This window comes from Klebsiella oxytoca NBRC 105695 (assembly GCF_001598695.1).
In the GTDB taxonomy this organism is placed as follows: domain Bacteria; phylum Pseudomonadota; class Gammaproteobacteria; order Enterobacterales; family Enterobacteriaceae; genus Klebsiella; species Klebsiella oxytoca.
Window position 1 is genome coordinate 68739 of the sequence record NZ_BCZK01000018.1, and the last position, 25428, is coordinate 94166.

Consider the following 25428-nt stretch of genomic DNA (forward strand, 5'->3'; position numbering starts at 1 on the left):
TTAACTCCCTTTGCCCAATAAATCATGATGATAATCACCCGCCGGATAGCGGAACGGCACCGGGCCGTCAGCGATACCATCAATGAACTGACGAACGCGAGGATCGGCATTTTCACGCAGCGACTGCGCGCTCCCATGCGCCACGACTTTTTTGTCCGCCACAATATACGCAAAGTCCGCAATGCTGAGCACTTCCGGCACATCATGCGAAACTACGATACAGGTGACACCCAGGGTGCTGTTGAGTTCAGAAATCAATTTCACCAGTACCCCCATCGTAATGGGGTCCTGTCCGACAAAGGGCTCATCGAACATGATGAGATCAGGTTCCAGCGCAATCGCCCTCGCCAGCGCAGCACGGCGCGCCATCCCCCCCGAAAGTTCGGAAGGCATCAGCTTAGCGGCTCCGCGAAGGCCGACGGCTTCCAGCTTCATCATTACTGTGCTGTGCAGCAGCGCTTCCGGCAGACGAGTATGCTCGCGCAGCGGATAGGCGACGTTATCAAACACGTTCATGTCGGTGAACAGCGCGCCGGATTGAAACAGCATGCTCATACGCTTGCGCACGGTGTACAGGCGCGAGCGCGACATCTGCGGTACGTTTTCACCATCAAACAGGATCTCGCCCTTGTCCGGCGGGATCTGGCCGCCGATCAGGCGTAACAGGGTGGTTTTGCCGATCCCTGATGGCCCCATAATCGCGGTGATCTTTCCGCGGGGTACCGATAGCGAGATATCATCGAAGATCACGCGATCGCCCCGCGAGAAGCGAATACCGCGCACTTCGACTAGATTCGCCAAACTCTGGCTCATAAAATCATCCTTACTAGACACCCTTCGGGCTAAGCATGGCGCTTTCTTTCACCACAAACCCAACATTTTTACAGAATCTTACCTGCCCAGGTTAGCGAAAGCTGGCATTTGTTTTACTTTTGGCACACATAAAGTCAAAATTAAGAATTCGTTACGCTGCCTACGGACGGCCAGCGAGGCGACGATTATACCTGAATAAAGGACTTTAGATGCTCTTAGCGACGGCTCTGTTAATTATTGGTTTATTGCTGGTTGTCTACAGCGCCGATCGTCTGGTCTACGCCGCTTCAATACTCTGCCGTATGCTGGGGATCCCTCCCCTGATTATTGGCATGACGGTGGTAAGCATCGGAACCAGCTTACCGGAAACGATCGTTTCCGCCGCCGCTTCTCTGCATGGGCAAACCGATTTAGCGATCGGAACGGCTCTCGGATCGAATATCACCAACATCCTGCTGATCCTCGGCCTCACGGCTCTGTTTCAACCTTTTACCGTGCATTCTGATATCCTGCGCCGCGAATTGCCGTTAATGTTGCTGGTCAGTTTACTGGCGGGATTCGTACTGTACGACGGGCAGCTCACGCGGATAGACGGCCTTTTTTTGCTGGCGCTGGCCATATTATGGCTGCTGTTTACCATTAAAATCGCCCGCCTGGCAGAGCGTCAGGGGAACGACAGCCTGACCCGCGAACAGCTGGCGGAGCTGCCGCGGGAGGGTTCGCTTCCCGTCGCGCTGCTCTGGTTGGGCGTTGCGATGATAGTGATGCCGATGGCCACGCGAATGGTCGTTGATAACGCCACGGTTCTGGCGAACTTTTTTGCCATCAGCGAACTGACCGTCGGCTTAACGGTCGTCGCGATAGGCACCAGCCTGCCCGAGCTGGCTACCGCCATTGCCGGAGCGCGCAAAGGCGAGAACGATATCGCCATCGGCAATATCATTGGCGCTAATATTCTGAATATTGTACTGGTCCTCGGGCTCCCCGCGCTGATTGCGCCGGGTACCTTTGCCGCCGAGGCCTTTACCCGCGACTATGGCGTTATGCTGCTGGTCAGCCTGATCTTCGCTGCGCTGTGCTGGCGCCGTAAGCAGCAGCCAGGTCGCCTTGCCGGCGCCCTGCTGGTTGGCGGTTTTATGCTTTGGTTAGCGATGCTGTACTGGACAGCGCCGCTCTTCGTTGAATGATTCGGGATAACATTATGTCGCAAACAGATTTGCCAGCGGATTTTGACTTTCAACGGGCAGGCCGTGAGGTTCTGGAAATTGAACGTGAAGGTCTGGCCCAGCTCGATCAATATATTAATGAAGATTTTACCCGTGCCTGTGAGACCATCTTCCGCTGTAACGGTAAAGTTGTGGTGATGGGGATGGGCAAATCCGGCCATATCGGGCGAAAAATGGCGGCGACGTTTGCCAGCACCGGTACTTCATCTTTCTTCGTTCACCCCGGAGAGGCCGCGCACGGCGATTTGGGTATGGTCACCCCCTGCGATGTGGTGATTGCGCTGTCCAACTCCGGCGAATCAAACGAAATTCTCGCCCTGATCCCGGTGCTTAAGCGCCAGCAGGTGTCGCTGATTTGTATCACCAGCCGACCGGACAGCAGCATGGCGCGCGCGGCGGATATTCATCTGTGCGTAAAGGTGCCCAAAGAGGCTTGCCCGTTAGGGCTGGCTCCGACATCCAGCACCACCGCCGCGCTGGTCATGGGCGATGCGCTTGCCGTAGCGCTGCTGGAAGCCCGCGGTTTTACCGCAGAGGATTTTGCGCTATCGCATCCCGGCGGCGCGCTGGGCCGTAAGCTACTGCTGCGGGTCAATGATATCATGCACACCGGTGATGAAATTCCGCACGTGAGCCTGGAGGCTACGCTGCGCGATGCGCTGCTGGAAATCACGCGCAAAAATTTAGGCATGACTGCCATTTGCGATGATGAGATGAATATCATCGGCATCTTCACCGATGGCGATCTGCGCCGCGTATTTGATACCGGTATTGATATGCGTAACGCCAGCATTGCCGAGGTGATGACGCGAGGCGGTATCCGTATCCGTCCCGGCACTCTGGCCGTTGATGCGCTCAACCTGATGCAGTCCCGTCATATCACCTGCGTGCTGGTTGCCGATGGCGACCGCCTGGTAGGTGTGATACATATGCACGATCTCCTGCGCGCGGGCGTAGTGTAAGTAAGGAAAAAATAATGAATAATGCTGATGCCCTGATCGCGACCTGCTATGGGCCGGTGAGCCAGGACTTTATTGACCGGGCGGCAAAAATCCGTTTACTCATACTTGATGTGGACGGCGTTCTATCCGACGGCGTTATCTACATGGGCAATAACGGTGAAGAGCTGAAAGCGTTTAACGTGCGCGATGGCTACGGCATCCGCTGCGCCCTGACTTCAGATATTGAAGTGGCGATAATTACCGGGCGAAAAGCTAAACTGGTGGAAGATCGCTGCCAAACGCTGGGCATCAGGCATCTGTACCAGGGACAGTCCGATAAGCTGCTGGCGTTCCATGAACTATTGAATAAGCTGGCCGTTGATGCTGATGAAGTCGCCTACATTGGCGACGATCTGATTGATTGGCCGGTGATGGCTAAAGTGGGTTTAAGTGTAGCGGTAGCCGATGCGCATCCGTTGCTGCTCCCGCGCGCGGATTACGTCACGCGTATTAACGGCGGTCGCGGAGCGGTACGGGAAGTATGCGATTTGCTACTATTGGCGCAGGGCAAGCTGGATGAGGCCAAAGGGCAATCTATATGAGTAAAACCAGACGTTGGGTTATCATTTTACTGTCGCTGGTCGCGCTGATTCTGATCGGCCTGAACCTGGCGAGTACGGACGATACCACCCAGCAAGCGATCAATCCTGATGACCCAACGTATACCAGCGAACATACCGATACCGTCGTGTATAGTCCCGAGGGGGCGCTTAACTACCGGCTCATCGCTGAACACGTGGAGTACTTCTCCGCGCAGCAGCTGTCGTGGTTTGCCAAACCGGTGATGACCACCTTTGATACGAATAAAGCACCAACCTGGTCTATCAAAGCGGATAAAGCTAAGTTGACCAATGATCGCATGCTGTATCTTTACGGGCACGTTGAAGTCGATGCGCTGTCGGCTGACTCTCAACTGCGCAAAATTACGACGGATAACGCCCAGATAAACCTGGTGACGCAGGATGTTACCTCCGATGACATGGTGACGTTGTACGGAACAACATTTAATTCCAGCGGCCTGAAAATGCGCGGGAACCTGCGCAGCAAAAATGCCGAGCTGATTGAAAAGGTTAGAACCTCATATGAAATTCAGAACAAACAAACTCAGCCTTAAGATTGCGCTCGCCAGCGCCTTACTGGCGGCCAGCCTGTCGGCTCAGGCAAAGACGGGTGATACCGATCAGCCGATTCACATTGAATCCGATCAGCAGTCGCTGGATATGCAGGGCAACGTCGTGACCTTTACGGGGAATGTTGTCGTCACTCAGGGAACCATCAAAATCAATGCCGACAAAGTCGTTGTGACCCGTCCTGGCGGCGAAAAAGGTAAAGAGGTTATCGATGGCTACGGTAACCCTGCCACCTTCTACCAGATGCAGGACAACGGCAAGCCGGTGAAAGGCCGCGCGTCGAAAATGCATTATGAACTGCAAAATGACTTTGTCGTCCTGACCGGCAATGCGCATCTGGAGCAGGTCGATAGCAATATCCAGGGTGACAAAATCACTTACCTGGTGAAAGAACAAAAAATGCAGGCTTTCAGCAATAAAGGCGGGCGCGTGACCACGGTTCTGGTTCCTTCGCAGCTGCAGGACAAAAGTGGCGATCAGTCAAAGAAAGGTAAGTAATTCGTTATGGCAACATTAACTGCAAAGAACCTTGCTAAAGCCTATAAAGGCCGCCGCGTCGTGGAAGATGTCAGTCTGACCGTGAACTCGGGCGAAATTGTAGGCCTGCTCGGCCCAAACGGCGCCGGTAAAACGACCACCTTCTATATGGTCGTTGGCATCGTACCGCGCGACGCAGGGAATATTATCATCGATAACGAAGATATTAGCCTGCTGCCGCTGCACGCGCGCGCGCGTCGCGGAATCGGCTATCTCCCTCAGGAAGCCTCTATTTTTCGCCGCCTGAGCGTATACGATAACCTGATGGCGGTATTGCAGATTCGCGACGACCTGAGCACCGAACAGCGTGAAGATCGCGCGAAAGAGCTCATGGAAGAGTTTCACATTGAGCACCTGCGCGACAGTCTCGGTCAGGCGCTCTCCGGTGGTGAACGCCGCCGCGTTGAAATCGCCCGCGCGCTGGCCGCTAATCCGAAATTCATCCTGCTTGATGAACCCTTCGCCGGCGTTGACCCCATTTCCGTTATCGACATCAAACGTATTATTGAACACCTGCGCGACAGCGGCCTCGGCGTGTTGATTACCGACCATAACGTCAGGGAAACGCTGGCCGTTTGCGAACGCGCTTATATCGTCAGCCAGGGCCACCTGATTGCTCACGGTACGCCACAGCAAATCCTTGAAGACGAGCAGGTTAAGCGCGTGTATCTTGGGGAAGACTTCAGACTCTGATAGGGTAGAGGTTCCAGACGTTTTAGCCGGAGATATTGGCCCTGAATATGAAGCAAGGTTTGCAATTAAGGCTAAGCCAACAGCTTGCCATGACGCCACAACTGCAGCAGGCGATTCGTTTACTGCAGTTGTCTACGTTAGAACTCCAGCAAGAACTCCAGCAGGCGCTGGACAGCAACCCGTTGCTGGAGCAAACCGATCTTCACGATGAGGTAGAAACCAAAGAGGCCGAGGATCGCGAATCTCTGGATACCGTCGATGCCCTTGAGCAGAAAGAGATGCCCGACGAGCTGCCGCTTGATGCCAGCTGGGATGAGATCTATACCGCGGGAACGCCCTCAGGCAACGGCGTCGATTATCAGGATGATGAACTGCCCGTCTATCAGGGCGAGACCACGCAAAGCCTGCAGGATTACCTGATGTGGCAGGTTGAACTCACGCCATTTACCGATACCGATCGCGCCATTGCGACCTCAATCGTCGATGCCGTTGATGACACAGGGTACCTGACTATTCCTGTCGAAGAGATCGTTGAAAGTATTGGCGATGATGAAATCGGACTTGAAGAAGTTGAAGCGGTGCTCAAGCGCATCCAGCGTTTCGATCCCGTCGGCGTGGCGGCGAAAGACTTGCGCGATTGCCTGCTGGTTCAGCTTTCACAGTTTGCCAAAGAGACGCAGTGGATTGATGAAGCTCGCCTGATCATCAGCGATCATCTCGATCTGCTGGCCAACCATGACTTCCGTACTCTGATGCGCGTTACCCGCCTGAAAGAAGAGGTGTTAAAGGAAGCGGTGAATCTGATCCAATCGCTGGATCCGCGCCCGGGCCAGTCGATTCAAACTGGCGAGCCGGAATATGTCATCCCTGACGTGCTGGTGCGTAAGGTTCACGATCGTTGGGTTGTCGAACTCAATTCAGATAGCCTTCCCCGCCTGAAGATCAATCAGCACTATGCGGCAATGGGTAACAGCGCGCGCAATGATGCTGACGGCCAGTTTATCCGCAGCAATCTCCAGGAAGCCCGCTGGCTTATCAAGAGCCTGGAGAGCCGCAACGACACCCTGCTGCGCGTCAGCCGCTGCATCGTCGAACAGCAGCAGGCCTTTTTTGAACAAGGTGAAGAGTTTATGAAGCCGATGGTGCTGGCGGATATCGCTCAGGCCGTCGAAATGCATGAATCCACTATTTCACGCGTTACCACGCAAAAATACCTGCACAGTCCACGCGGTATTTTTGAGCTGAAGTATTTCTTCTCAAGCCATGTGAACACCGAAGGCGGCGGCGAAGCATCGTCGACGGCCATTCGCGCGCTGGTGAAGAAATTAATCGCCGCGGAAAACCCCGCGAAACCATTGAGTGACAGTAAGCTCACCACCATGCTGTCCGATCAGGGTATTATGGTGGCGCGGCGAACCGTTGCTAAGTACCGAGAGTCTTTATCCATCCCGCCGTCGAATCAGCGCAAGCAGCTGGTTTGACCCAACCGATAAGGAAGACACTATGCAGCTCAACATTACAGGACACAACGTCGAAATAACTCCCGCCATGCGCGATTTCGTGACGGCGAAGTTCAGCAAACTGGAGCAGTTTTTCGACAGGATCAATCAGGTCTATATTGTGTTAAAAGTGGAGAAGGTGACGCAAATTGCGGACGCCAATCTGCATGTCAACGGTGGCGAAATCCATGCCAGTGCGGAAGGGCAGGATATGTATGCTGCTATCGATGGCCTTATCGATAAGCTGGCAAGACAGTTAACAAAACATAAAGATAAACTGAAACAACACTAATTGTCCGGGCAATAGCCTACGCCAACCGCCTGCAGGCGGTTGGCCAGGGTGAGCTCAGGTGAAATTATGATAAATAACGATTCGGCTCTACAACTGAGCAATGTCCTTAACCAGGAATGTACCCGTAGCCAGGTTCACTGCCAGAGCAAAAAGCGCGCGCTGGAAATCATCAGCGAGCTGGCGGCAAAGCAGTTAGGCTTAGCGCCCCAGGTGGTGTTCGAGGCGATTCTCACCCGTGAGAAAATGGGCAGTACCGGGATTGGTAACGGCATTGCGATCCCCCACGGTAAACTCGAAGAGGATACGCTGCGGGCCGTGGGCGTTTTTGTTCAACTGGAAACCCCGATTGCCTTTGATGCTATCGACAATCAACCTGTCGATCTGCTGTTTGCCCTTCTCGTCCCGGCCGATCAAACTAAAACGCATCTGCATACGCTCTCGCTGGTGGCGAAGCGCCTGGCAGATAAAACTATTTGCCGCCGTCTGCGCGCTGCACAAAGTGATGAAGAGCTCTATGAAATCATCACTGAAGCGGGAAGCAACAATGAGGCATAACGGAAGTCGCACCTTACTCTTTTTCGTACTGAGGAGAAACGGTACATGGTACTGATGATCGTCAGCGGCCGTTCAGGGTCGGGGAAATCCGTCGCCCTGCGAGCGCTGGAAGATATGGGTTTTTACTGCGTCGATAACCTGCCGGTTGTGCTGTTGCCAGAGCTGGCGCGTTCGCTCGCCGACAGAAACATCTCGGCGGCCGTCAGTATTGACGTGCGAAACATGCCCGAATCGCCGGAAATCTTCGAGCAGGCGATGAAAAATCTGCCCGCAGAGTTTTCACCTCAGTTGCTGTTCCTTGATGCCGATCGTAACACCCTGATTCGCCGCTATAGCGACACCCGTCGTTTACATCCTCTATCGAGCAAAAACCTGTCGCTGGAAAGCGCCATTGATGAAGAGAGCGATCTGCTGGAACCTCTGCGCTCCCGCGCCGACCTGATCGTCGATACTTCTGAAATGTCGGTGCATGAGCTGGCAGAAATGTTGCGCACGCGTTTGCTGGGCAAACGCGAACGCGAACTGACGATGGTATTTGAATCCTTTGGCTTTAAGCACGGCATCCCTATCGATGCCGACTACGTTTTTGACGTGCGCTTTCTGCCGAACCCGCACTGGGATCCGAAGCTGCGCCCGATGACCGGCCTTGATAAACCCGTGGCCGCTTTCCTCGACCGGCACACGGAAGTTCATAATTTCATTTACCAGACCCGCAGCTATCTTGAGCTATGGTTACCTATGCTGGAGACCAATAACCGCAGCTATCTGACGGTAGCTATTGGTTGTACCGGTGGTAAACACCGTTCGGTTTATATCGCCGAACAGCTGGCTGACTACTTCCGCTCACGCGGTAAGAACGTGCAGTCCCGTCATCGGACGCTGGAAAAACGCAAATCATGACCGTTAAGCAAACCGTTGAAATCACCAATAAGCTGGGCATGCACGCTCGCCCGGCGATGAAGCTGTTTGAATTAATGCAGAACTATGATGCTGAAGTCCTGCTGCGCAATGATGAAGGTACTGAAGCTGAAGCGAATAGCGTGATTGCCTTGCTGATGCTCGACTCGGCTAAAGGCCGTCAGATTGAGATTGAAGCTAACGGCCCGCAGGAGGTTGAAGCGCTGGCCGCCGTTATCGCGCTATTCAACGCCGGGTTTGATGAAGACTAGAGGTATTCCCCGGCTGCAGCGGTGCTGACCGGGGAGATCTGATAGCAAGTTTATTGATGTAGCTTATTCGCCCGCATAAAACCTTCCCCACCCAACTGCCTCATCTGGCGCAGGATCCACGCCTGACGGCGATGAACATAACCCGACGGCGCATCGGCGCGAAAGCGAATGGGATTGGGCAAAACCGCAGCTAAAAGCGCGGCTTCTGCAGCCGTCAGTCTACTGGCAGGTTTGTGAAAATAGCGCTGCGATGCGGCTTCTACGCCAAACGTTCCGTCGCCAAACTCAGCAATATTGAGGTAAACGGTGAGGATCCGTTTTTTGCTCCAGACCGTCTCGATGCCGACGGTCAGCCCCGCCTCCAGCCCTTTTCTCAGCCAGCTGCGGCCATCCCACAGGAACAGGTTTTTTGCCGTTTGCTGCGACAGCGTTGACGCTCCGCGGATCCGGCTGTCATTGCGCTCGTTATGCGCCAGCGCCTTCTCAATGGCCGAAACATCAAACCCCCAGTGCTCCGGGAATTTCTGATCTTCTGCAGCAATAACGGCAAGCCCCATCCACGGCGAGATTTCATCCATCCCCACCCAATCGGAATGGGCGACATAATGAAAATTCCCGGAAAGCCAGGCGCTGACCTGGCGCTCCAGCATCACTGCCGAAAAAGGGACGGGCACGATACTAAACAGCGCAATTCCGCCGCCCCAAAGCACCACGCAAGCCAACAGCAGCCTCAGAACAAAACGCTTCATCATCCGCAGCGGCGAAAAGCGGAGGGTCATGCGGCCAGCACCAGGACGCGAGCGACCAGTTTTTCAATTCCGTTCGCCGCCTCCGCGATGTTCTGCGCCAGCATGTACGCCGGAGTCGTCACCACTTTGTTATCTTCATCAACTACAATATCATCCACCGGGCAAGGCACGTGCTCAGCGCCCATTTCCTCTACCGCATCGGCGGTATCGAGATCGGTACCGATGGTCACGCGTAGCGGAATAGCGAAAATTTTCGGCAACAGCGCCGGAGCGATGCAGATAAAGCCCAGCGGCTTACCGGCCTGATGCATCGCCAGAGCCAACGCTTTAAGATCGCTATCCACTTCACATTCGCTCCCCTGCGAGGCAAAGCTACTAAGATTCTTTGCCGCGCCAAAACCGCCGGGCACAATCAGCGCGTCCAGCTCATCCGCTCGGGCATTGGCCAAAGGCTGAATCTCTCCGCGCGCGATACGCGCCGCTTCCACCAGCACATTACGGCTTTCCGCCTGCGCTTCGCCGGTCAGATGATTGATAACATCGGTTTGTACTTTATCCGGCGCATAGCAAACGGCCTGAGCCCCGCTGCGGGCAATTGCCAGCAGGGTAATGACGGCTTCATGGATTTCACTTCCGTCATAAACGCCGCATCCGCTCAGCACGACACCAATTTTCTTCATCACATCAGCCCCTTAGTACAAGTTTATGAAAGCAGTCAAAAATTTTGATTTACTCGCTATGCTTCACATATTTTACTGTTTCACGTAACAAAATATTTAAGGTTTGCTATCTTAATGAGCGAGTAAGCCAAATCCTCAGGTTGCGCCGTGTAAAAAAATCACTTAAATGATTCTGGCGCAATGTCCAGTTCCCTGGTGTTGGCGCAGTATTCGCGCACCCCGGTTTATCCGGGGTCATTTTTTATCTGCCGCCGCGACCCACGCTTTCAGTACCGCGACATCGCTTTGCCATTCGGATTTCATCTCTTCAACCCATTCGCCAACGTTATCCGCCCATGCGGGTAAATCCGGCGTCTGGATCTGCTGACCTAACTGTTGAATATGGCGCAAACCGATCGAGCCCGCAGCCCCTTTAATCTTGTGCCCCTCTTCAACAATTCCTTTCTGGTCGCGAGCGGTCAAATTAGACTCCAGAACCGCCATATAGCCCGGCATCATTCTTTCAAAGACGGCCAGACCGTCATAAATAAGCTTCGGCCCTACCAGTTCGATGTACTGCTCAAGCATCGGAATATCCAGTACTGAAGCCGATTTACTGCTATCTACAGATGGCATCTCATTCTCCTCTTCTTCCGGCGCATCCCAGAATTTTTTGATAATCGCGGTTAATGCCGGAACCGATAACGGCTTACTCAGGACATCATCCATTCCCGCTTCCAGATACTCATTCTTGTTCTTCAGTACGTTAGCGGTAAGCGCAACCAACGGCGGAAGCTCGTCGGCGGCAAAGCGCTGTTTAAGCTGACGAGAGATATCAAGGCCGGTCATATCCGGCAGCTGGATATCAAGCAGCACCAGGTCGTATTCGCCGGGGACGAACATCTCCAGCGCAGCCTTACCGGTCATCGCCACATCGACGCTATTGCCAAGCTTCTCAAGTACCGATCGCGCAACGATCACGTTTAGCTCAATATCTTCCACCAGCAGCACGTTCAGCGCAGGTAATGGCATTTCATCTTCCGCCAGCGTATCTTCAACCTCTTCCGCAACGGCCGGAGCATGTACGGTGAGGGTAAATGTCGCGCCTTTACCCGGCAGGCTGGAAACGCAGATATCCCCCCCCATATTTCGCGCCAGGCGACGTGATACGGCAAGACCGATACCGGTGCCCGTCGCAGGCTTGCCGCCCTGGCTATCTTTAACCTGGTAGTACATGGCGAAAATCTTATCCTGCTCCGCTTCAGGGATGCCGATACCTGAATCTTCCACCTCGAAGTGCAGTATATTCCCCTCGTCATAGCGCACGCGGACGTTCACATTCCCGCCTTGCGGAGTAAATTTCACCGCATTACTAATAAGATTCCACAAGATTTGGCGTAAACGCGTTCCGTCGGTGATCACTTTATGCGGCAGCGGAAGCGTGGGTTCCAGCACAAAATGCAGGCCTTTCTGCTGCGCCTGCAGGCCGGAGAGGTTTTCCAGGTCCGCAAGGAAACCGGTAAAATCAACCGGCTGGTTGTCCAGCTGAATTTTACGCCGCTCCATCTTATCCATCTCAATAATATCATTGAAGATATTACCAAGGGTTACCGCTGAGACATGGATGGTTTTCAGGTATCTTTCCTGTTCGCCGGTCAAATCGGTATCCAGCAGAATTCGGCTAAGCCCTACAATGCCGTTAAGCGGCGTACGCAGCTCGTGGCTGATCGTTGAGATAAAGGTGGTCTTATCTCGGCTGGCTCGCTCCAGAGCGTCCTGATAGCGCTTACGCTCCGTGATATCGCGGCCAAAACCCATCAGGCCGCGCCGCTTACCTACGCGGTCGTAATAAGGAACCTTACGGATTTCAAAGCAGGCCTTACGCCCGTCCGGATAATCCAGCCACTGTTCGTAGGTTAGTGAGACGTTATGGCGGAAGACTTTCTCATCCGTTTCCAGCACCTTTTCCGCCACTTCTTCGGTATAAACATCCTGCGGCTTCAGATGGATAAGCTGCTTTTCACTTTTGCCTGTCAAAAGCTCCATCGCACGGTTACAACCGGAAAACTCTTTATCTTCATTACGATAGAAAACCAGATCCGGAGAAGCATCAAGGAAGGAGCGCAGAAAAGAGGATTGTTGCTCAAGCTGAATTTGCGCCTCTTCACGCTCTTTCATCTCAATTTTGAGCTGCTCAAGCGTCGTTTCACGTTCCGCTTCCGCCTTTTCACGTTCGCCGATTTCCTGATTAAGCTGGGCGATATTGTCCTTAAGCTGCACATTCAGCTTGAGATCGCGCTCGCGCATCTCCTCCAGTTTCTCTACCAGCCGCGAGAGGCGCTGCCGGGACTCTTCCAACTGCTCAACCACCACCGAAAGGAAATAGACCGCCCACGGGGTAATCAGCAGGCCGAAGAAGATGGAGCGGATCACATCAATACTTTCCACCTGGCCATGCAGCACCATCGTAACGGCCATCTGCACAACTATCGCCAGCACCACCAGCGCAAAGGCCAGCAGCATTGAAAAGCGCACCAGACCCAGCTTCATCATCAGGTCAACATAATACTGCGCCAGCATACGGATTTGCTTCATAAGGGATTCCTTCGCGACAACTTCGCACAATAATACTCAATTCTGAGCAAGACGCTGTAAGTTGTGCAAAAAATGCGGGAAGGATTGCAGTTACGCGGCTGACGCTGAACGGGCATCAGCCGGAAATAGAGAAGAGAACAAAACGAGCGTTAGCGTTTACTGAGCGCTTCCCACAGCCCCTTCAGGTAGGTCACGCCCAGCGCACGGTCGTATAATCCATAACCTGGCCGCCCTGTTTCACCCCAGATAAAACGTCCATGATCCGGGCGTATATAGCCACTAAAACCATTGTCATAGAGCGCCTGCATCACTTTATACATGTCCAAAGAGCCGAATTCTGACGGATGGGCGCATTCATAAAAGTCTTTATCTTTAATAAGATTAATATTACGCACATGGGCAAAATGGATACGCTTGCGCCGTGTAAACTCGGCCAGAATCGAGTAGACGTCATTGGCAGGATCTTCCGCGATTGAACCGGTGCAGAGCGTGATGCCATTGGCCTCAGAATCTACCGCCCGGCAGATCCAATCCAGATCGTCGCGATTTTTCACGATACGCGGCAAGCCAAAAATAGAGTACGGCGGATCGTCTGGGTGAATAGCCATTTTCACGCCGACCTCTTCGCAGACGGGGATAACCGCCTTCAGAAAATAGACCAGATTCTCCCGCAGCGTCTTGTCATCAACATCTTTGTACTGCGCAAACAGCTCCTGAACTTTGGCCAGACGCTCAGGTTCCCAGCCCGGCAGCGCAAAACCATTTGAGTTATCCAGAACCTCTTTCACCACCTCTTCCAGGCTCTTATCAATGTCTTTTTTTTCAAAAGCCATCGTCCGGGAGCCATCCGGCAGAACATAGTTCATATCGGTCTTCATCCAGTCAAAAACCGGCATGAAGTTATAGCAAATCACTTTTACGCCAAACCGGGCAAGATTACGGATAGTCTGTTGATAGTTGGCAATATAGCGATCGCGGGAAGGCAGGCCTATTTTAATATCGTCATGAATATTGACGCTTTCGATAACTTCCATTTTTAGCCCGGCATCATGAACCTGATTTACCAGGCGCTGGATTTTTTCCAGCGGCCAGACCTCACCAACCGCGACATCATAGAGCGCCCCCACCACGCCTTCAACGCCGGGAACCTGGCGGATATATTCCAGAGAGACCTTGTCTTCCTCCGGCCCAAACCAACGCATTGTCATTTGCATACGAAATCACCTGATTCAATATTATTAACGATCATAGCCTACTACCATACAAGATAAAATAACCAGATTTATATCAACGACAGTGACGTTGGTCACACCACTTTTTTTCAGAGGATAAAGCAAAATAAATCCGCCGTAGCGATGACGTTATCCGCCTGCTATGGAGAGATCCAGCGACGACCGAGAGCAGACCCCTGCACGCCGTGTTCATTGAGGTATTTATCCAGTTCAACCATCCCGGTCCAGCGGTTCTCACACCACAGCGGCGCCAGCAGCGTTGGGCGGCGCGCGCTGGCGGAGATACGGTGAAAAATCACTTCCGGAGGGGTGTGACGGATCATCTCTCCTGCGGTAACCGTATAGTCGTCCAGCGCAATACCGTTTAACCTTCCTGCCTGCCAGGCCCTGGCCATAATGCTCCCCTTCACAATATGAAGTGGATGCAGCTTAATGCCGTCTACGCCGGTCTCCACTACCTGCTCTAAGGTCTCCAGGCATTCACCCTGTCCCTCGCCCGGCAGGCCCACGATAAGGTGGCTACACACTTTAAGGTCGCGCTCGCGTGCCAGGCGGGTGGTTCGCTGATAGCAGGCAAAATCGTGGCCGCGGTTAATTCGGTGCAGCGTTTTATCATGCGCGGTTTGTAAACCCAGCTCGAGCCATACTTCGTAGCCCTGCTCCCGATACTCACTCAGCAGGTCCAATACGGCTCCGGGGACGCAGTCCGGGCGGGTGCCCACGCACAGCCCGACGATGCTGGCCTGGCTGATTGCCTGCTGATACATGGATCGCAGTACCTGAACTTCGGCAAACGTACTGGTATAGGCCTGGAAATAGGCCAAATAGCGCTTAGCCCGGTTTACCCGCTGCGCCTGATGGGCTAGCTGCTCAGCAATCGAACGGTGCTGCTGCTCTTCATCGGCAAAAGAAGCGACATTACAAAAGGTACAGCCGCCACGACCAATGGTGCCATCGCGATTTGGACAGCTAAATCCACCGTGCAGCGTCAGTTTGTGAACCTTTTCTCCATACCGGCGCGCAAGATCCCCACCAAACATGTTGACTAATTTTTGTAACTGCATAATCTGATAGACCGGCCTTAAGAAAGGGGCCAAGCCTGCCATTTTTAGCTACCGACGGCGATGACCTGGATCAATCGTCAACGCGGCCGCTTACCTCATTGCATAAACAATCAAGATAACTGCAATTTAATTCATAGTCAGGGTAATGAGTTTTCCTTATACATAGCCGCTGATTGGCAATTATCTTTACCCGGGCACAAAACAGTATTAGCCACCAAAAAATAAATAAAAAGCAGTTTAAAAAACTGTGATAAAAAAACAATTCAGCACAGACAGATAATGTCGTGCCGTCGATACAGTGAGACAGATCACACTCGTTTCTGTCTCCTGGCGCGTTTCAGTAGTATTTAAAACGCATTTATTCTCTTAAAAATCATTTAATTAGCTGTTGCATAGCACATTTTTGTATAAATAAGATTGCCATTTGACGTATGTGTGGATTCCCGATAAGTTGGGAATCCGCTGGAAGCTTTCTGGATGAGCGCTCTGCTCATCATATTTATGCAGTAATTGAGATTCCCTCTTAACAGCAAGTCCTCAAACTTGTGTACCGATGCGAAAAGGATTTAAAGAGGGCGAATGCGAGGTGTAAACCCCGTCGCCATGCTCTTTCTGTGCCCGTGCGCAATCGGTATCGGAGGGTGTCCCGTAGAGCCTGGGGAGGTTCACTGATATGTTGTACGATAAATCCCTTGAGAGGGATAACTGTGGTTTCGGCCTGATCGCCCACATAGAAGGCGAACCTAGCCACAAGGTAGTGCGAACCGCTATACACGCACTGGCCCGAATGCAGCACCGCGGCGCGATTCTTGCCGATGGAAAAACCGGCGACGGTTGTGGCTTGCTGCTACAAAAACCCGATCGTTTCTTCCGAATTGTTGCGGAAGAGCGCGGCTGGCGTTTAGCCAAAAATTACGCCGTTGGGATGCTGTTCCTTAATAAGGATCCTGAACTGGCAAACGCGGCGCGCCGCATCGTCGAAGAAGAACTTCAGCGCGAAACGCTGTCTATCGTCGGCTGGCGCGATGTGCCAACCAATGAAGGCGTACTAGGTGAAATCGCCCTCTCCTCGCTGCCCCGTATAGAACAAATCTTTGTTAACGCCCCGGCTGGCTGGCGCCCGCGCGACATGGAGCGCCGCTTATTCATCGCGCGCCGTCGTATCGAAAAGCGTCTGCAGGAAGATAAAGATTTTTACGTTTGCAGCCTGTCGAACCTGGTCAACATTTATAAAGGTCTGTGTATGCCGGCGGATTTGCCGCGCTTCTACCTGGACCTCGCGGATCTGCGCCTGGAGTCAGCCATCTGTCTGTTCCACCAGCGCTTTTCCACCAATACCGTGCCGCGCTGGCCGCTGGCTCAGCCGTTCCGTTACCTGGCACACAACGGTGAAATCAACACCATTACCGGTAACCGCCAGTGGGCCCGCGCCCGTACCTATAAGTTCCAGACGCCGCTAATCCCTGACCTCCACGACGCCGCGCCGTTCGTTAACGAAACCGGCTCTGACTCCAGCTCTATGGATAACATGCTGGAGCTGCTGCTGGCGGGCGGGATGGACATCATTCGCGCAATGCGCCTGCTGGTTCCGCCAGCCTGGCAAAATAACCCGGATATGGATCCCGAGCTGCGCTCGTTCTTTGACTTTAACTCCATGCATATGGAACCGTGGGACGGCCCGGCGGGCATCGTGATGTCCGATGGTCGCTTCGCCGCCTGTAACCTCGACCGTAATGGCCTGCGTCCGGCACGCTATGTGATCACCAAAGATAAGCTCATCACCTGCGCATCCGAGGTGGGTATCTGGGATTATCAGCCGGATGAAGTCGTTGAAAAAGGCCGCGTCGGTCCAGGCGAACTGATGGTTATCGATACCCGCGAGGGGCGTATTCTGCACTCCGCGGAAACCGACAACGATCTGAAAAGCCGTCACCCGTATAAAGAGTGGATGGCGAAAAACGTCCGTCGTCTGGTGCCGTTCGAAGAACTGCCGGACGAAGAGGTCGGTAGCCGCCAGCTGGACGATGATACCCTCGCCAGCTATCAGAAACAGTTCAACTACAGTGCCGAAGAGCTGGATTCCGTCCTGCGCGTACTGGGTGAAAATGGCCAGGAAGCGGTCGGCTCGATGGGCGATGATACCCCATTTGCCGTGCTCTCCAGCCAACCGCGTATCATTTACGATTACTTCCGCCAGCAGTTCGCGCAGGTCACTAACCCGCCGATCGATCCGCTGCGCGAAGCGCACGTTATGTCGCTGGCCACCAGCATCGGCCGTGAAATGAACGTCTTCTGTGAAGCGGAAGGCCAGGCGCATCGCCTGAGCTTCAAATCGCCGATTCTGCTGTACTCAGATTTTAAACAGCTGACCACCATGGAAGAAGAGCACTATCGCGCCGACGTCCTGGATATCACTTTTGATGCCGCCGAAACCACGCTGGCTGAAACCGTGAAGGCGCTGTGCGATAAAGCCGAGCAGATGGTGCGTAACGGTACCGTTCTGCTGGTGCTCTCAGACCGTAACATCGCTAAAAACCGTCTGCCGGTACCGGCACCGATGGCGGTAGGCGCGATCCAGACCCGCCTGGTCGATAAGAGCCTGCGCTGCGATGCCAACATTATTGTCGAAACCGCCAGCGCCCGCGATCCGCACCACTTTGCCGTGCTGCTCGGCTTCGGCGCGACGGCTATCTATCCGTACCTCGCCTATGAAACCCTGGCGAAGCTGGTCGATAATAAAGCCATCGACAAAGAGTACCGCGCGGTGATGCTGAACTATCGTAACGGCATCAACAAAGGTCTGTATAAGATCATGTCGAAGATGGGGATTTCGACCATTGCATCCTATCGCTGCTCGAAGCTGTTTGAAGCGGTCGGCCTGCATCGCGAAGTCTCCGATCTGTGCTTCCAGGGCGTTGTCAGCCGTATCGGCGGCGCGGGCTTCGATGATTTCCAGCAGGATCTGCTGAATCTGTCGAAACGTGCCTGGCTGGCGCGTAAACCGCTGGATCAGGGCGGTCTGCTGAAATACGTTCACGGCGGCGAATATCACGCCTACAACCCGGACGTGGTGCGCACCCTGCAGCAAGCGGTACAAAGCGGTGAGTACAGCGATTATCAGCAGTACGCGAAGCTGGTTAACGAGCGCCCGGCGGCAACGCTGCGCGACCTGCTTTCCGTCACCCCGGACGGAACCACGGTGAACCTGGACGACGTTGAACCGGCGAGCGAACTGTTCAAACGCTTCGATACCGCGGCGATGTCTATCGGCGCGCTGAGCCCGGAAGCGCACGAAGCGCTGGCGGAAGCCATGAACAGCCTCGGCGGCAACTCCAACTCCGGCGAAGGCGGCGAAGACCCGGCGCGCTACGGCACCAATAAAGTGTCGCGCATTAAGCAGGTCGCCTCCGGCCGCTTCGGCGTAACTCCGGCTTATCTGGTCAACGCCGACGTTATCCAGATTAAAGTCGCCCAGGGCGCTAAGCCTGGCGAAGGCGGCCAGTTACCCGGCGATAAAGTGACTCCGTATATCGCCAAACTGCGCTATTCAGTACCTGGCGTAACGTTAATTTCTCCGCCGCCGCACCACGATATCTACTCGATCGAGGATCTGGCACAGCTGATTTTCGACCTGAAACAGGTCAACCCGAAAGCGATGATCTCCGTGAAGCTGGTCTCTGAACCGGGCGTCGGGACTATTGCCACCGGCGTAGCAAAAGCTTACGCGGATTTAATCACCATTGCCGGCTACGACGGCGGCACCGGCGCCAGCCCGCTATCGTCAGTGAAGTACGCGGGATGTCCGTGGGAGCTTGGACTGGTAGAAACCCAGCAGGCGCTGGTTGCTAACGGGCTGCGCCATAAAATTCGTCTGCAGGTCGACGGTGGGCTGAAAACCGGCCTCGATATCATCAAAGCGGCTATCCTCGGCGCTGAGAGCTTCGGCTTCGGGACCGGACCAATGGTGGCGCTGGGCTGTAAATATCTGCGTATTTGTCACCTGAACAACTGCGCAACCGGCGTAGCAACCCAGGATGACAAACTGCGTAAGAACCACTACCACGGTCTGCCGTTTAAAGTGACCAATTACTTTGAATTCATCGCCCGCGAAACGCGCGAGCTGATGGCACAGCTGGGCGTGAAGCGTCTGGTGGATCTGATTGGCCGTACCGATCTGCTGAAAGAGCTGGACGGTTTTACCGCCAAGCAGCAGAAGCTGGATCTGAGCAAGCTGCTGGAAACCGCGGAGCCGCATCCGGGCAAAGCGCTGTACTGCACGGAGAACAACCCGCCGTTCGATAATGGCGTCCTGAATGCGCAGCTGCTGCAGCAGGCAAAACCCTTTGTTGACGGCAAGCAGAGCAAAACGTTCTGGTTCGATATCCGCAATACTGACCGTTCCGTAGGAGCCTCGCTGTCCGGCTACATCGCCCAGACCCACGGTGACCAGGGCCTGGCAGCAGATCCTATTACCGCCCACTTCAGCGGTACCGCAGGTCAGAGCTTCGGCGTGTGGAATGCCGGCGGCGTTGAGCTGCATCTGACCGGCGACGCGAACGACTACGTGGGTAAAGGGATGGCCGGAGGCCTGATCGCCATTCGTCCTCCGGTAGGCTCGGCCTTCCGTAGCCATGAAGCCAGCATTATCGGCAACACCTGTCTGTACGGCGCGACCGGCGGTCGTCTGTATGCTGCGGGTCGTGCGGGCGAGCGTTTCGCAGTGCGTAACTCCGGGGCTATCACCGTCGTCGAAGGTATCGGCGACAACGGCTGTGAATATATGACCGGCGGCATCGTCTGCGTGCTGGGCAAAACCGGCGTCAACTTCGGCGCAGGCATGACCGGTGGCTTTGGTTACGTACTGGATGAAGACGGCGACTTCCGTAAACGCGTGAACTCTGAACTGGTAGAAGTGCTGGACGTTGACTCTCTGGCCATCCATGAAGAGCACCTGCGCGGTTTAATTACCGAGCATGTGCAGCTTACCGGTTCACAGCGCGGTGAAGAGATTCTGGCCAACTGGCCGGCCTTCTCGGCGAAGTTTGCGCTGGTCAAACCGAAGTCCAGCGATGTTAAAGCACTGTTGGGTCACCGTAGTCGTTCCGCAGCTGAGCTGCGGGTGCAGGCGCAGTAAGGGGTTAAGATGAGTCAGAATGTCTATCAATTTATCGACTTACAGCGAGTTGATCCGCCTAAAAAAGCGCTGAAGATCCGTAAAATTGAATTTGTGGAAATTTACGAGCCGTTTTCAGAAGGCCAGGCTAAAGCACAGGCAGATCGCTGCCTGTCCTGCGGCAACCCGTACTGCGAATGGAAATGCCCGGTGCATAACTACATCCCGAACTGGCTGAAGCTGGCTAATGAAGGACGTATTTTCGAAGCGGCTGAGCTGTCGCATCAGACCAATACCCTACCGGAAGTCTGCGGACGGGTTTGCCCGCAGGACCGCCTGTGCGAAGGTTCCTGCACCCTGAACGATGAGTTCGGCGCGGTAACCATCGGTAACATTGAGCGCTATATCAACGATAAAGCGTTCGAAATGGGCTGGCGTCCTGACCTTAGCGGCGTGAAACAAACCGGCAAAACCGTCGCCATTATCGGCGCGGGTCCGGCAGGTCTGGCGTGCGCCGACGTATTGACCCGTAACGGCGTGAAGGCGGTAGTCTTCGATCGCCATCCGGAGATCGGCGGCCTCCTGACCTTTGGTATTCCAGCCTTTAAGCTGGAAAAAGAGGTGATGACCCGTCGTCGCGAGATCTTTACCGGTATGGGCATTGAGTTCAAACTCAATACCGAGGTGGGTCGCGATGTACAACTCGACGATCTGCTGAAAGGGTACGATGCGGTATTCCTCGGCGTTGGTACCTATCAGTCAATGCGCGGCGGTCTGGAAAACGAAGACGCCAGCGGCGTCTTTGATGCGCTGCCCTTCCTGATCGCCAATACCAAGCAGATCATGGGCTTTGGTGAAACGGCGGACGAGCCGTACGTCAGCATGGAAGGCAAACGCGTCGTGGTTCTTGGCGGCGGCGACACCGCAATGGACTGCGTGCGTACCTCGATTCGCCAGAACGCGACTCACGTCATCTGCGCCTATCGCCGTGATGAAGAGAACATGCCGGGCTCGAAACGCGAAGTGAAAAACGCGCGGGAAGAAGGCGTGGAATTCCAGTTCAACGTTCAGCCGCTGGGCATTGAAGTGAATGCCAACGGTAAAGTCTGCGGCGTGAAGATGGCGCGTACGGAGATGGGCCAGCCGGATGCGAAAGGCCGCCGCCGCGCGGAAATCGTTGCCGGCTCAGAACATGTGGTGCCAGCAGATGCCGTAGTCATGGCGTTTGGTTTCCGTCCGCACAGCATGGAATGGCTGGCGAAGCACAGCGTTGAGCTCGATTCTCAGGGCCGCGTGATTGCACCGGAAGGCAGCGACAACGCCTTCCAGACCAGCAACCCGAAAATCTTCGCCGGCGGCGATATCGTTCGCGGCTCTGACCTGGTGGTCACCGCGATTGCCGAAGGCCGTAAGGCGGCTGACGGCATCCTGAACTACCTGGAAGTGTAACGAAAAAAGCTTGCGGGTCCCGGAGCCCGCAAGCTTATTCATTCAGAGATAGACAATACTGATTACCGCCTCGCCGTCCAACGTCACCTTTTGCCCGCTCCTGAGATTACTTCCCACCGATGCGCTTATCTGCAGAGGCACCGTTGCCGCCGTGATTGGCTGCGGCACCGAAGAGCCTTTTTTAACAAAGGTATAGAAATAGTCCTGTCCCGTTGGGAGCGGTAAAAGCGAGGAAACTTCCCACGGTCCCTCCTTGCTGGCCGATCCGGCGATATCAACGGCAACTTTTTTATCATCAACTGCGATGGTATTGGCGGAATCGATTTGCATCGCATAGCTGCCAATAGGTTTATTTTCCATCGTCATACCCAGACCAAAAAGCCGTAATTTGTCGCTTATGTATCCGCCACCATTGACCTGAAAAAGCACTCCCTCATGGCCGTGTGTATCTTTTCCCGTGATAGCGGAACTGGATCGCGCATCTCTCGCCGTAATAGCGATCCCGGTGGAGGATTCGCAGGTAATCGTTAAGGTAATATCCCGCACGCCCAGCTGGGTAAACGCGGACGTTGATAGCGACCCGACATGCCGCTCACCGAAATCTACGATGCCGTTATGGCTCAGCGTTGGCGTGCACGCCGCCGCTTCTGCGGTCACGGTAAAATCAATACTAAGGTTGTCGCCGGCGTGAAGGATCGGACTGAGTAAAAGCGCGAATAAAACAAAGGCGTACCTCATGGAGTTACCACCCTGATCTGCAGATTCCCACGATACGTTACGCGATCCGTAATCGCCTGGCTCTCCATCATTGAAGCCACGTTCAGAACCACAGAGAGCTGACTGGCTTCAATCTCTTCTCCCTGTACAAAGGCGATCCCTTGATTGAGCGCAATGCGGGATCGCTTTGCTGCTTCCGCGGTAATCGGCGCCCAGGCGCTCCGTACAGGGACCAGCATCACGTCGCGATCGTCAGCCACCGCTTGCCCGGCGGTAATATTCATTTCCCCACGATTGCCAAGTGCGAACCTGCCGTTTTGCGCATAGGCGCTACCGAAGAAAAGCCGAATACGTTGTGGCTTATCACAATGTACATGCAGGACGAACTGCTTTTCCGGAAGTACCACAGGCTTATCTCCCGCCTGCTGACGTTCTGCCGGGCGAACGGGCAGATAGTCAACCGAACGCTGCGTGCTATTTAATTCGCATCCGGCCAGAAGGGCGCCGGAAAACGCCAGCAGGCTAAGGCCCAGCCATAGACGAATCATTGACATACCCCGCTGGCATTTTCATAGAACGCATCTGCGTCTGGCGCTTCAGGCAGCGTTATCGAGATGCGGCAACTTCCCTTTTCCAGTTTCGCCACCAATGTTTGTCTCCCTGTGAGGTTGTTCAAAAAAAGCACGCCGTCATCGACGGAAGTCGTTAAGTAATTGCCCGCTGAATCCGTTACGGCGACCCCCTTCGGCAGCGGATCACCGTTCCCCATCGTGACATCCAGCAGCACCCGGCGCTCCGTGATGGTAGAAAAGCGGATTTTGCCTACGGCCCCTCGGCCTTGCTTGAGCATTCTGAGCCCATTGCCAATATCCATGTTCTTTGGCAAAGTCGCGGTGTTGATTTCAACGGCTGCCTCTCGCCAGGCCGAAACGGAAGGAATGACTGCCTGACCGCTGAAGTCAGTCCACACCGGCCCCTGCGATGTCTCGATGCGCACTCCGGAAACCGGCTTATCCAGGCTGGCAATGGCAAAGGTGTCGCGAATCGCCCACGGTGTAAAAGTCACACCATGGCGGTGGGCGGCCATTCCCCCGCGCAGCGTTCCGGAATAGCTATGGCTCTGCGAACCGTTGGTACTCGCATTCATGCTTAGCTGCGTGTAATGCAGATTCTGATTTATCCCGCCGCTGAAGCTGTTCCGACTCTCGGTCTGGTCACGTTCGGCGCCGAGGGTATAAGTGGTATCATCGCTGATAGTGCCCGTTACCGAAGTACCGAATCTCTTCCGCCCTTTTTCACTGCGCGCGTAAGCGTTGACCGAATGCTGCTGGAAGGGAATATTCAGGTTCAGGTAAAAAATATTATCATTGCTTTGTTCGATACTCCCGCCGCTGAGCTGGCGCTGCCAGCTTGCCGATACGGAAAATGCGCTAAAACTCTTTCCCCAGTTAAGCGTCGCGTAGCGAGAATTATTTTGGCTATCGAACCCTGTTACATCATAGAAGCTGGCGCTCATCGTACCTATAACAGGGTGTCCCCAGCTCGCACCCAATGAGTACTCCATTTTATTGGTGGCGCTAAAACTCTTATCAATGGCCTGAGAAAACTCACGATACTTTTCAGAATATTTGCTCAACGAAGCATTCAGCCCAAAACCGGACTGTGTTGCACAGGAGGTCGATAGAGTGTACTTCTGGCCCTGCTGCGCATTATCGCGATCGAACGCCTGGTTAATCTGAAGAGAAAGCGAAATTTCCTGCGGCAGTACTGAGTCAACGCGTATTCCTAAGGCCTGGTAGCTCTGGGCAACGATCGCGCCGCTAGTTAAATTATGCCTGGCGTTCAGCTTCCAGCCGCCAGCCAGGCTGGCTACCCAGGGCTGCTGGCTATATGCATCGCTCACCCGGCCTAATGAAAATTGATATCCGCCCGCAGGCCCCAGCCCGGAGCGATACAATGAGGCGGGAACCACCTGGCTATGCTGGCTGCCATCGGTCTCAATAACGGTGACCGTCAGATCGCTGGTGACGTTGCGCAGGGGAATATCCGTTAAGGTAAAGGGGCCGGCAGGCACTAAAGTGGAATACACCATGATCCCTTGCTGGCGGATCTCAACCCGCGCCTGCGGGGTACTGGCGATCCCGGTTACCAGCACGCCGCTCCCGGCATCGTTAAGGGCGCTCTCCGGCATCAAGGAGATACCGTATAGCTCGGTGCCGTCGAGCAAAGGGTTATTCATGCCTATTTCACCCGCCTTGACGGTGCTTTTTATCTGCGTAAAGGTGCGCTGTAGGTAGGTCTGCGAATTTTCGCTGGTAAACTGATTATTCGCACGGCTTAATAGCTGATGGCTACGCAGCAGCCAGGTATTCACGTTTAGACCGCCGTCCAGCATCAGCTGCGAATACTCGGAATGACCGCCGCTATAATCGTTGCGCGAAGCGAAAAAGGTATAATTCAGCACCCCAGCCGTACCGCTCGTGTCGTATCCGCTGAGGTCGGTACTTTGGTGGACTAACTGCTCCTGCGGTAATATCAGATCGATTCGCCCTTTTCCGGGCGACGCTTTCAGGATCGTTTCAGGATGGGCCTGTAAATAGTCATAGCAGCCCTCGCTATCGACCACGGATTGGCGAATACCGGCCTGTTGCATAAACGCTTTATCGAAACACAGCTGGCCGTCATCATCAAAGTGGGCGACGATATTTCCCTTATCCTTACCGTTAACGCCCAGCATAACCGAGGTCACTCCTGGCAGGAATTTGGCTTCTGAAGAGAAATAATGCGCAATTTGCGGATCGATACCCAAAGACGTTAAGGTTTCACTATCAAATTCTATTGCGCTCTTTTTGGCCTCTTCAGCTACCGCCAGTTGAGCGCTTCCCAACCCGATAAGACAGGCCAACAGCTTTTTCCTGAGCATTCCGTTCATCCT

The 25428-nt window shown here is 54.3% G+C and carries 22 protein-coding genes; 13 read left to right on the forward strand and 9 right to left on the reverse strand.

What is annotated here, in order from left to right:
• Positions 1–813, reverse strand: coding sequence for a phospholipid ABC transporter ATP-binding protein MlaF (gene mlaF / locus KO1_RS23795; protein WP_004106152.1), 813 nt, complete (start codon positions 811–813; stop codon positions 1–3).
• A 209-nt stretch (positions 814–1022) separates the two neighbouring features.
• Here mlaF and KO1_RS23800 point away from each other — a divergent pair, with 209 nt between their 5' ends.
• The 11 genes from KO1_RS23800 to npr all read left to right on the forward strand — a co-directional run bounded on the left by KO1_RS23800 (position 1023) and on the right by npr (position 8915).
• Positions 1023–2000: a calcium/sodium antiporter gene (locus KO1_RS23800; protein WP_004106154.1), complete on the forward strand. Its 978-nt coding sequence runs from the start codon at positions 1023–1025 to the stop codon at positions 1998–2000.
• A complete protein-coding gene (kdsD, locus tag KO1_RS23805; protein ID WP_004115845.1) occupies positions 1997–3001 on the forward strand; it encodes an arabinose-5-phosphate isomerase KdsD in 1005 nt (334 codons plus the stop codon). Before KO1_RS23800 ends, kdsD begins: the two co-directional genes overlap by 4 nt.
• A 14-nt stretch (positions 3002–3015) precedes the next feature.
• Positions 3016–3582, forward strand: coding sequence for a 3-deoxy-manno-octulosonate-8-phosphatase KdsC (gene kdsC, locus KO1_RS23810; RefSeq protein ID WP_004106158.1), 567 nt, complete (start codon positions 3016–3018; stop codon positions 3580–3582).
• Positions 3579–4154 (forward strand): LPS export ABC transporter periplasmic protein LptC, encoded by a 576-nt coding sequence (gene lptC / locus KO1_RS23815; RefSeq protein WP_004106160.1) that lies wholly within the window; start codon positions 3579–3581, stop codon positions 4152–4154. Before kdsC ends, lptC begins: the two co-directional genes overlap by 4 nt.
• Positions 4123–4668 (forward strand): lipopolysaccharide ABC transporter substrate-binding protein LptA, encoded by a 546-nt coding sequence (gene lptA / locus KO1_RS23820; protein WP_004106163.1) that lies wholly within the window; start codon positions 4123–4125, stop codon positions 4666–4668. Before lptC ends, lptA begins: the two co-directional genes overlap by 32 nt.
• Positions 4669–4674: 6 nt before the next feature.
• Positions 4675–5400, forward strand: a complete 726-nt coding sequence (gene lptB / locus KO1_RS23825; RefSeq protein ID WP_064407141.1) for an LPS export ABC transporter ATP-binding protein — start codon at positions 4675–4677, stop codon at positions 5398–5400.
• A gap of 47 nt (positions 5401–5447) precedes the next feature.
• Positions 5448–6881, forward strand: a complete 1434-nt coding sequence (gene rpoN / locus KO1_RS23830) for an RNA polymerase factor sigma-54 (RefSeq protein WP_004115846.1) — start codon at positions 5448–5450, stop codon at positions 6879–6881.
• Positions 6882–6903: 22 nt separating this feature from the next.
• On the forward strand, positions 6904–7191 hold the full coding sequence (hpf, locus tag KO1_RS23835) for a ribosome hibernation promoting factor (RefSeq protein WP_004106167.1): 288 nt from the start codon (positions 6904–6906) through the stop codon (positions 7189–7191).
• Between the two features lie 66 nt (positions 7192–7257).
• Positions 7258–7746 carry a PTS IIA-like nitrogen regulatory protein PtsN gene (gene ptsN / locus KO1_RS23840; RefSeq protein WP_004106168.1) on the forward strand — a complete coding sequence of 163 codons (489 nt, stop codon included), beginning with the start codon at positions 7258–7260 and terminating at the stop codon, positions 7744–7746.
• Positions 7747–7791: 45 nt separating this feature from the next.
• Complete coding sequence (rapZ, locus tag KO1_RS23845; protein ID WP_004106169.1) at positions 7792–8646, forward strand: RNase adapter RapZ; 855 nt, start codon at positions 7792–7794, stop codon at positions 8644–8646.
• Complete coding sequence (npr, locus tag KO1_RS23850) at positions 8643–8915, forward strand: PTS phosphocarrier protein NPr (protein WP_004106170.1); 273 nt, start codon at positions 8643–8645, stop codon at positions 8913–8915. The genes rapZ and npr overlap by 4 nt, the downstream gene beginning before the upstream one ends.
• Before the next feature lie 50 nt (positions 8916–8965).
• Here the strand turns inward: npr and mtgA are convergent, their stop codons facing one another.
• The 5 genes from mtgA to mnmL all read right to left on the reverse strand — a co-directional run bounded on the left by mtgA (position 8966) and on the right by mnmL (position 15214).
• Complete coding sequence (gene mtgA, locus KO1_RS23855; RefSeq protein WP_004106171.1) at positions 8966–9694, reverse strand: monofunctional biosynthetic peptidoglycan transglycosylase; 729 nt, start codon at positions 9692–9694, stop codon at positions 8966–8968.
• Complete coding sequence (gene elbB / locus KO1_RS23860; protein WP_004106173.1) at positions 9691–10344, reverse strand: isoprenoid biosynthesis glyoxalase ElbB; 654 nt, start codon at positions 10342–10344, stop codon at positions 9691–9693. The genes mtgA and elbB overlap by 4 nt, the downstream gene beginning before the upstream one ends.
• Before the next feature lie 234 nt (positions 10345–10578).
• Positions 10579–12918: an aerobic respiration two-component sensor histidine kinase ArcB gene (gene arcB / locus KO1_RS23865; protein WP_004106175.1), complete on the reverse strand. Its 2340-nt coding sequence runs from the start codon at positions 12916–12918 to the stop codon at positions 10579–10581.
• Between the two features lie 149 nt (positions 12919–13067).
• Positions 13068–14132, reverse strand: coding sequence for a mannonate dehydratase (gene uxuA / locus KO1_RS23870; protein ID WP_004106177.1), 1065 nt, complete (start codon positions 14130–14132; stop codon positions 13068–13070).
• 158 nt (positions 14133–14290) lie between these two features.
• Positions 14291–15214: a tRNA modification radical SAM protein MnmL/YtqA gene (gene mnmL, locus KO1_RS23875; RefSeq protein ID WP_017145348.1), complete on the reverse strand. Its 924-nt coding sequence runs from the start codon at positions 15212–15214 to the stop codon at positions 14291–14293.
• 673 nt (positions 15215–15887) lie between these two features.
• Between mnmL and gltB the strand changes: the two genes are divergently transcribed.
• On the forward strand, positions 15888–20348 hold the full coding sequence (gltB, locus tag KO1_RS23880; protein WP_004106181.1) for a glutamate synthase large subunit: 4461 nt from the start codon (positions 15888–15890) through the stop codon (positions 20346–20348).
• A 9-nt stretch (positions 20349–20357) separates the two neighbouring features.
• Positions 20358–21776 carry a glutamate synthase subunit GltD gene (gene gltD, locus KO1_RS23885; protein WP_004106184.1) on the forward strand — a complete coding sequence of 473 codons (1419 nt, stop codon included), beginning with the start codon at positions 20358–20360 and terminating at the stop codon, positions 21774–21776.
• A 42-nt stretch (positions 21777–21818) separates the two neighbouring features.
• Here gltD and KO1_RS23890 read toward each other — a convergent pair whose 3' ends face one another.
• Genes KO1_RS23890 through KO1_RS23900 form a run of 3 tightly spaced genes read right to left on the reverse strand, consistent with a single transcriptional unit; the run spans position 21819 to position 25416 of the window.
• Complete coding sequence (locus KO1_RS23890; protein ID WP_016809821.1) at positions 21819–22514, reverse strand: DUF1120 domain-containing protein; 696 nt, start codon at positions 22512–22514, stop codon at positions 21819–21821.
• Positions 22511–23041 (reverse strand): DUF1120 domain-containing protein, encoded by a 531-nt coding sequence (locus KO1_RS23895; protein WP_017145346.1) that lies wholly within the window; start codon positions 23039–23041, stop codon positions 22511–22513. Before KO1_RS23895 ends, KO1_RS23890 begins: the two co-directional genes overlap by 4 nt.
• Positions 23038–25416 carry a fimbrial biogenesis usher protein gene (locus KO1_RS23900; RefSeq protein ID WP_024274761.1) on the reverse strand — a complete coding sequence of 793 codons (2379 nt, stop codon included), beginning with the start codon at positions 25414–25416 and terminating at the stop codon, positions 23038–23040. Before KO1_RS23900 ends, KO1_RS23895 begins: the two co-directional genes overlap by 4 nt.
• Positions 25417–25428: the final 12 nt, after the last annotated feature.

Excerpts from the sequence above, each read along its gene's own strand:
- mlaF (WP_004106152.1), bottom strand. The coding sequence starts at position 813 with ATGAGCCAGAGTTTGGCGAATCTAGTCGAAGTGCGCGGTATTCGCTTC.
- KO1_RS23900 (WP_024274761.1), bottom strand. The coding sequence starts at position 25,416 with ATGCTCAGGAAAAAGCTGTTGGCCTGTCTTATCGGGTTGGGAAGCGCT.
- ptsN (WP_004106168.1), top strand. The coding sequence starts at position 7,258 with ATGATAAATAACGATTCGGCTCTACAACTGAGCAATGTCCTTAACCAG.
- KO1_RS23890 (WP_016809821.1), bottom strand. The coding sequence starts at position 22,514 with ATGAGGTACGCCTTTGTTTTATTCGCGCTTTTACTCAGTCCGATCCTT.
- npr (WP_004106170.1), top strand. The coding sequence starts at position 8,643 with ATGACCGTTAAGCAAACCGTTGAAATCACCAATAAGCTGGGCATGCAC.
- rapZ (WP_004106169.1), top strand. The coding sequence starts at position 7,792 with ATGGTACTGATGATCGTCAGCGGCCGTTCAGGGTCGGGGAAATCCGTC.
- mtgA (WP_004106171.1), bottom strand. The coding sequence starts at position 9,694 with ATGACCCTCCGCTTTTCGCCGCTGCGGATGATGAAGCGTTTTGTTCTG.
- KO1_RS23800 (WP_004106154.1), top strand. The coding sequence starts at position 1,023 with ATGCTCTTAGCGACGGCTCTGTTAATTATTGGTTTATTGCTGGTTGTC.
- gltB (WP_004106181.1), top strand. The coding sequence starts at position 15,888 with ATGTTGTACGATAAATCCCTTGAGAGGGATAACTGTGGTTTCGGCCTG.
- elbB (WP_004106173.1), bottom strand. The coding sequence starts at position 10,344 with ATGAAGAAAATTGGTGTCGTGCTGAGCGGATGCGGCGTTTATGACGGA.
- lptA (WP_004106163.1), top strand. The coding sequence starts at position 4,123 with ATGAAATTCAGAACAAACAAACTCAGCCTTAAGATTGCGCTCGCCAGC.
- mnmL (WP_017145348.1), bottom strand. The coding sequence starts at position 15,214 with ATGCAGTTACAAAAATTAGTCAACATGTTTGGTGGGGATCTTGCGCGC.
- arcB (WP_004106175.1), bottom strand. The coding sequence starts at position 12,918 with ATGAAGCAAATCCGTATGCTGGCGCAGTATTATGTTGACCTGATGATG.
- lptC (WP_004106160.1), top strand. The coding sequence starts at position 3,579 with ATGAGTAAAACCAGACGTTGGGTTATCATTTTACTGTCGCTGGTCGCG.
- lptB (WP_064407141.1), top strand. The coding sequence starts at position 4,675 with ATGGCAACATTAACTGCAAAGAACCTTGCTAAAGCCTATAAAGGCCGC.
- kdsD (WP_004115845.1), top strand. The coding sequence starts at position 1,997 with ATGATTCGGGATAACATTATGTCGCAAACAGATTTGCCAGCGGATTTT.
- gltD (WP_004106184.1), top strand. The coding sequence starts at position 20,358 with ATGAGTCAGAATGTCTATCAATTTATCGACTTACAGCGAGTTGATCCG.
- rpoN (WP_004115846.1), top strand. The coding sequence starts at position 5,448 with ATGAAGCAAGGTTTGCAATTAAGGCTAAGCCAACAGCTTGCCATGACG.
- KO1_RS23895 (WP_017145346.1), bottom strand. The coding sequence starts at position 23,041 with ATGATTCGTCTATGGCTGGGCCTTAGCCTGCTGGCGTTTTCCGGCGCC.
- kdsC (WP_004106158.1), top strand. The coding sequence starts at position 3,016 with ATGAATAATGCTGATGCCCTGATCGCGACCTGCTATGGGCCGGTGAGC.
- uxuA (WP_004106177.1), bottom strand. The coding sequence starts at position 14,132 with ATGCAAATGACAATGCGTTGGTTTGGGCCGGAGGAAGACAAGGTCTCT.
- hpf (WP_004106167.1), top strand. The coding sequence starts at position 6,904 with ATGCAGCTCAACATTACAGGACACAACGTCGAAATAACTCCCGCCATG.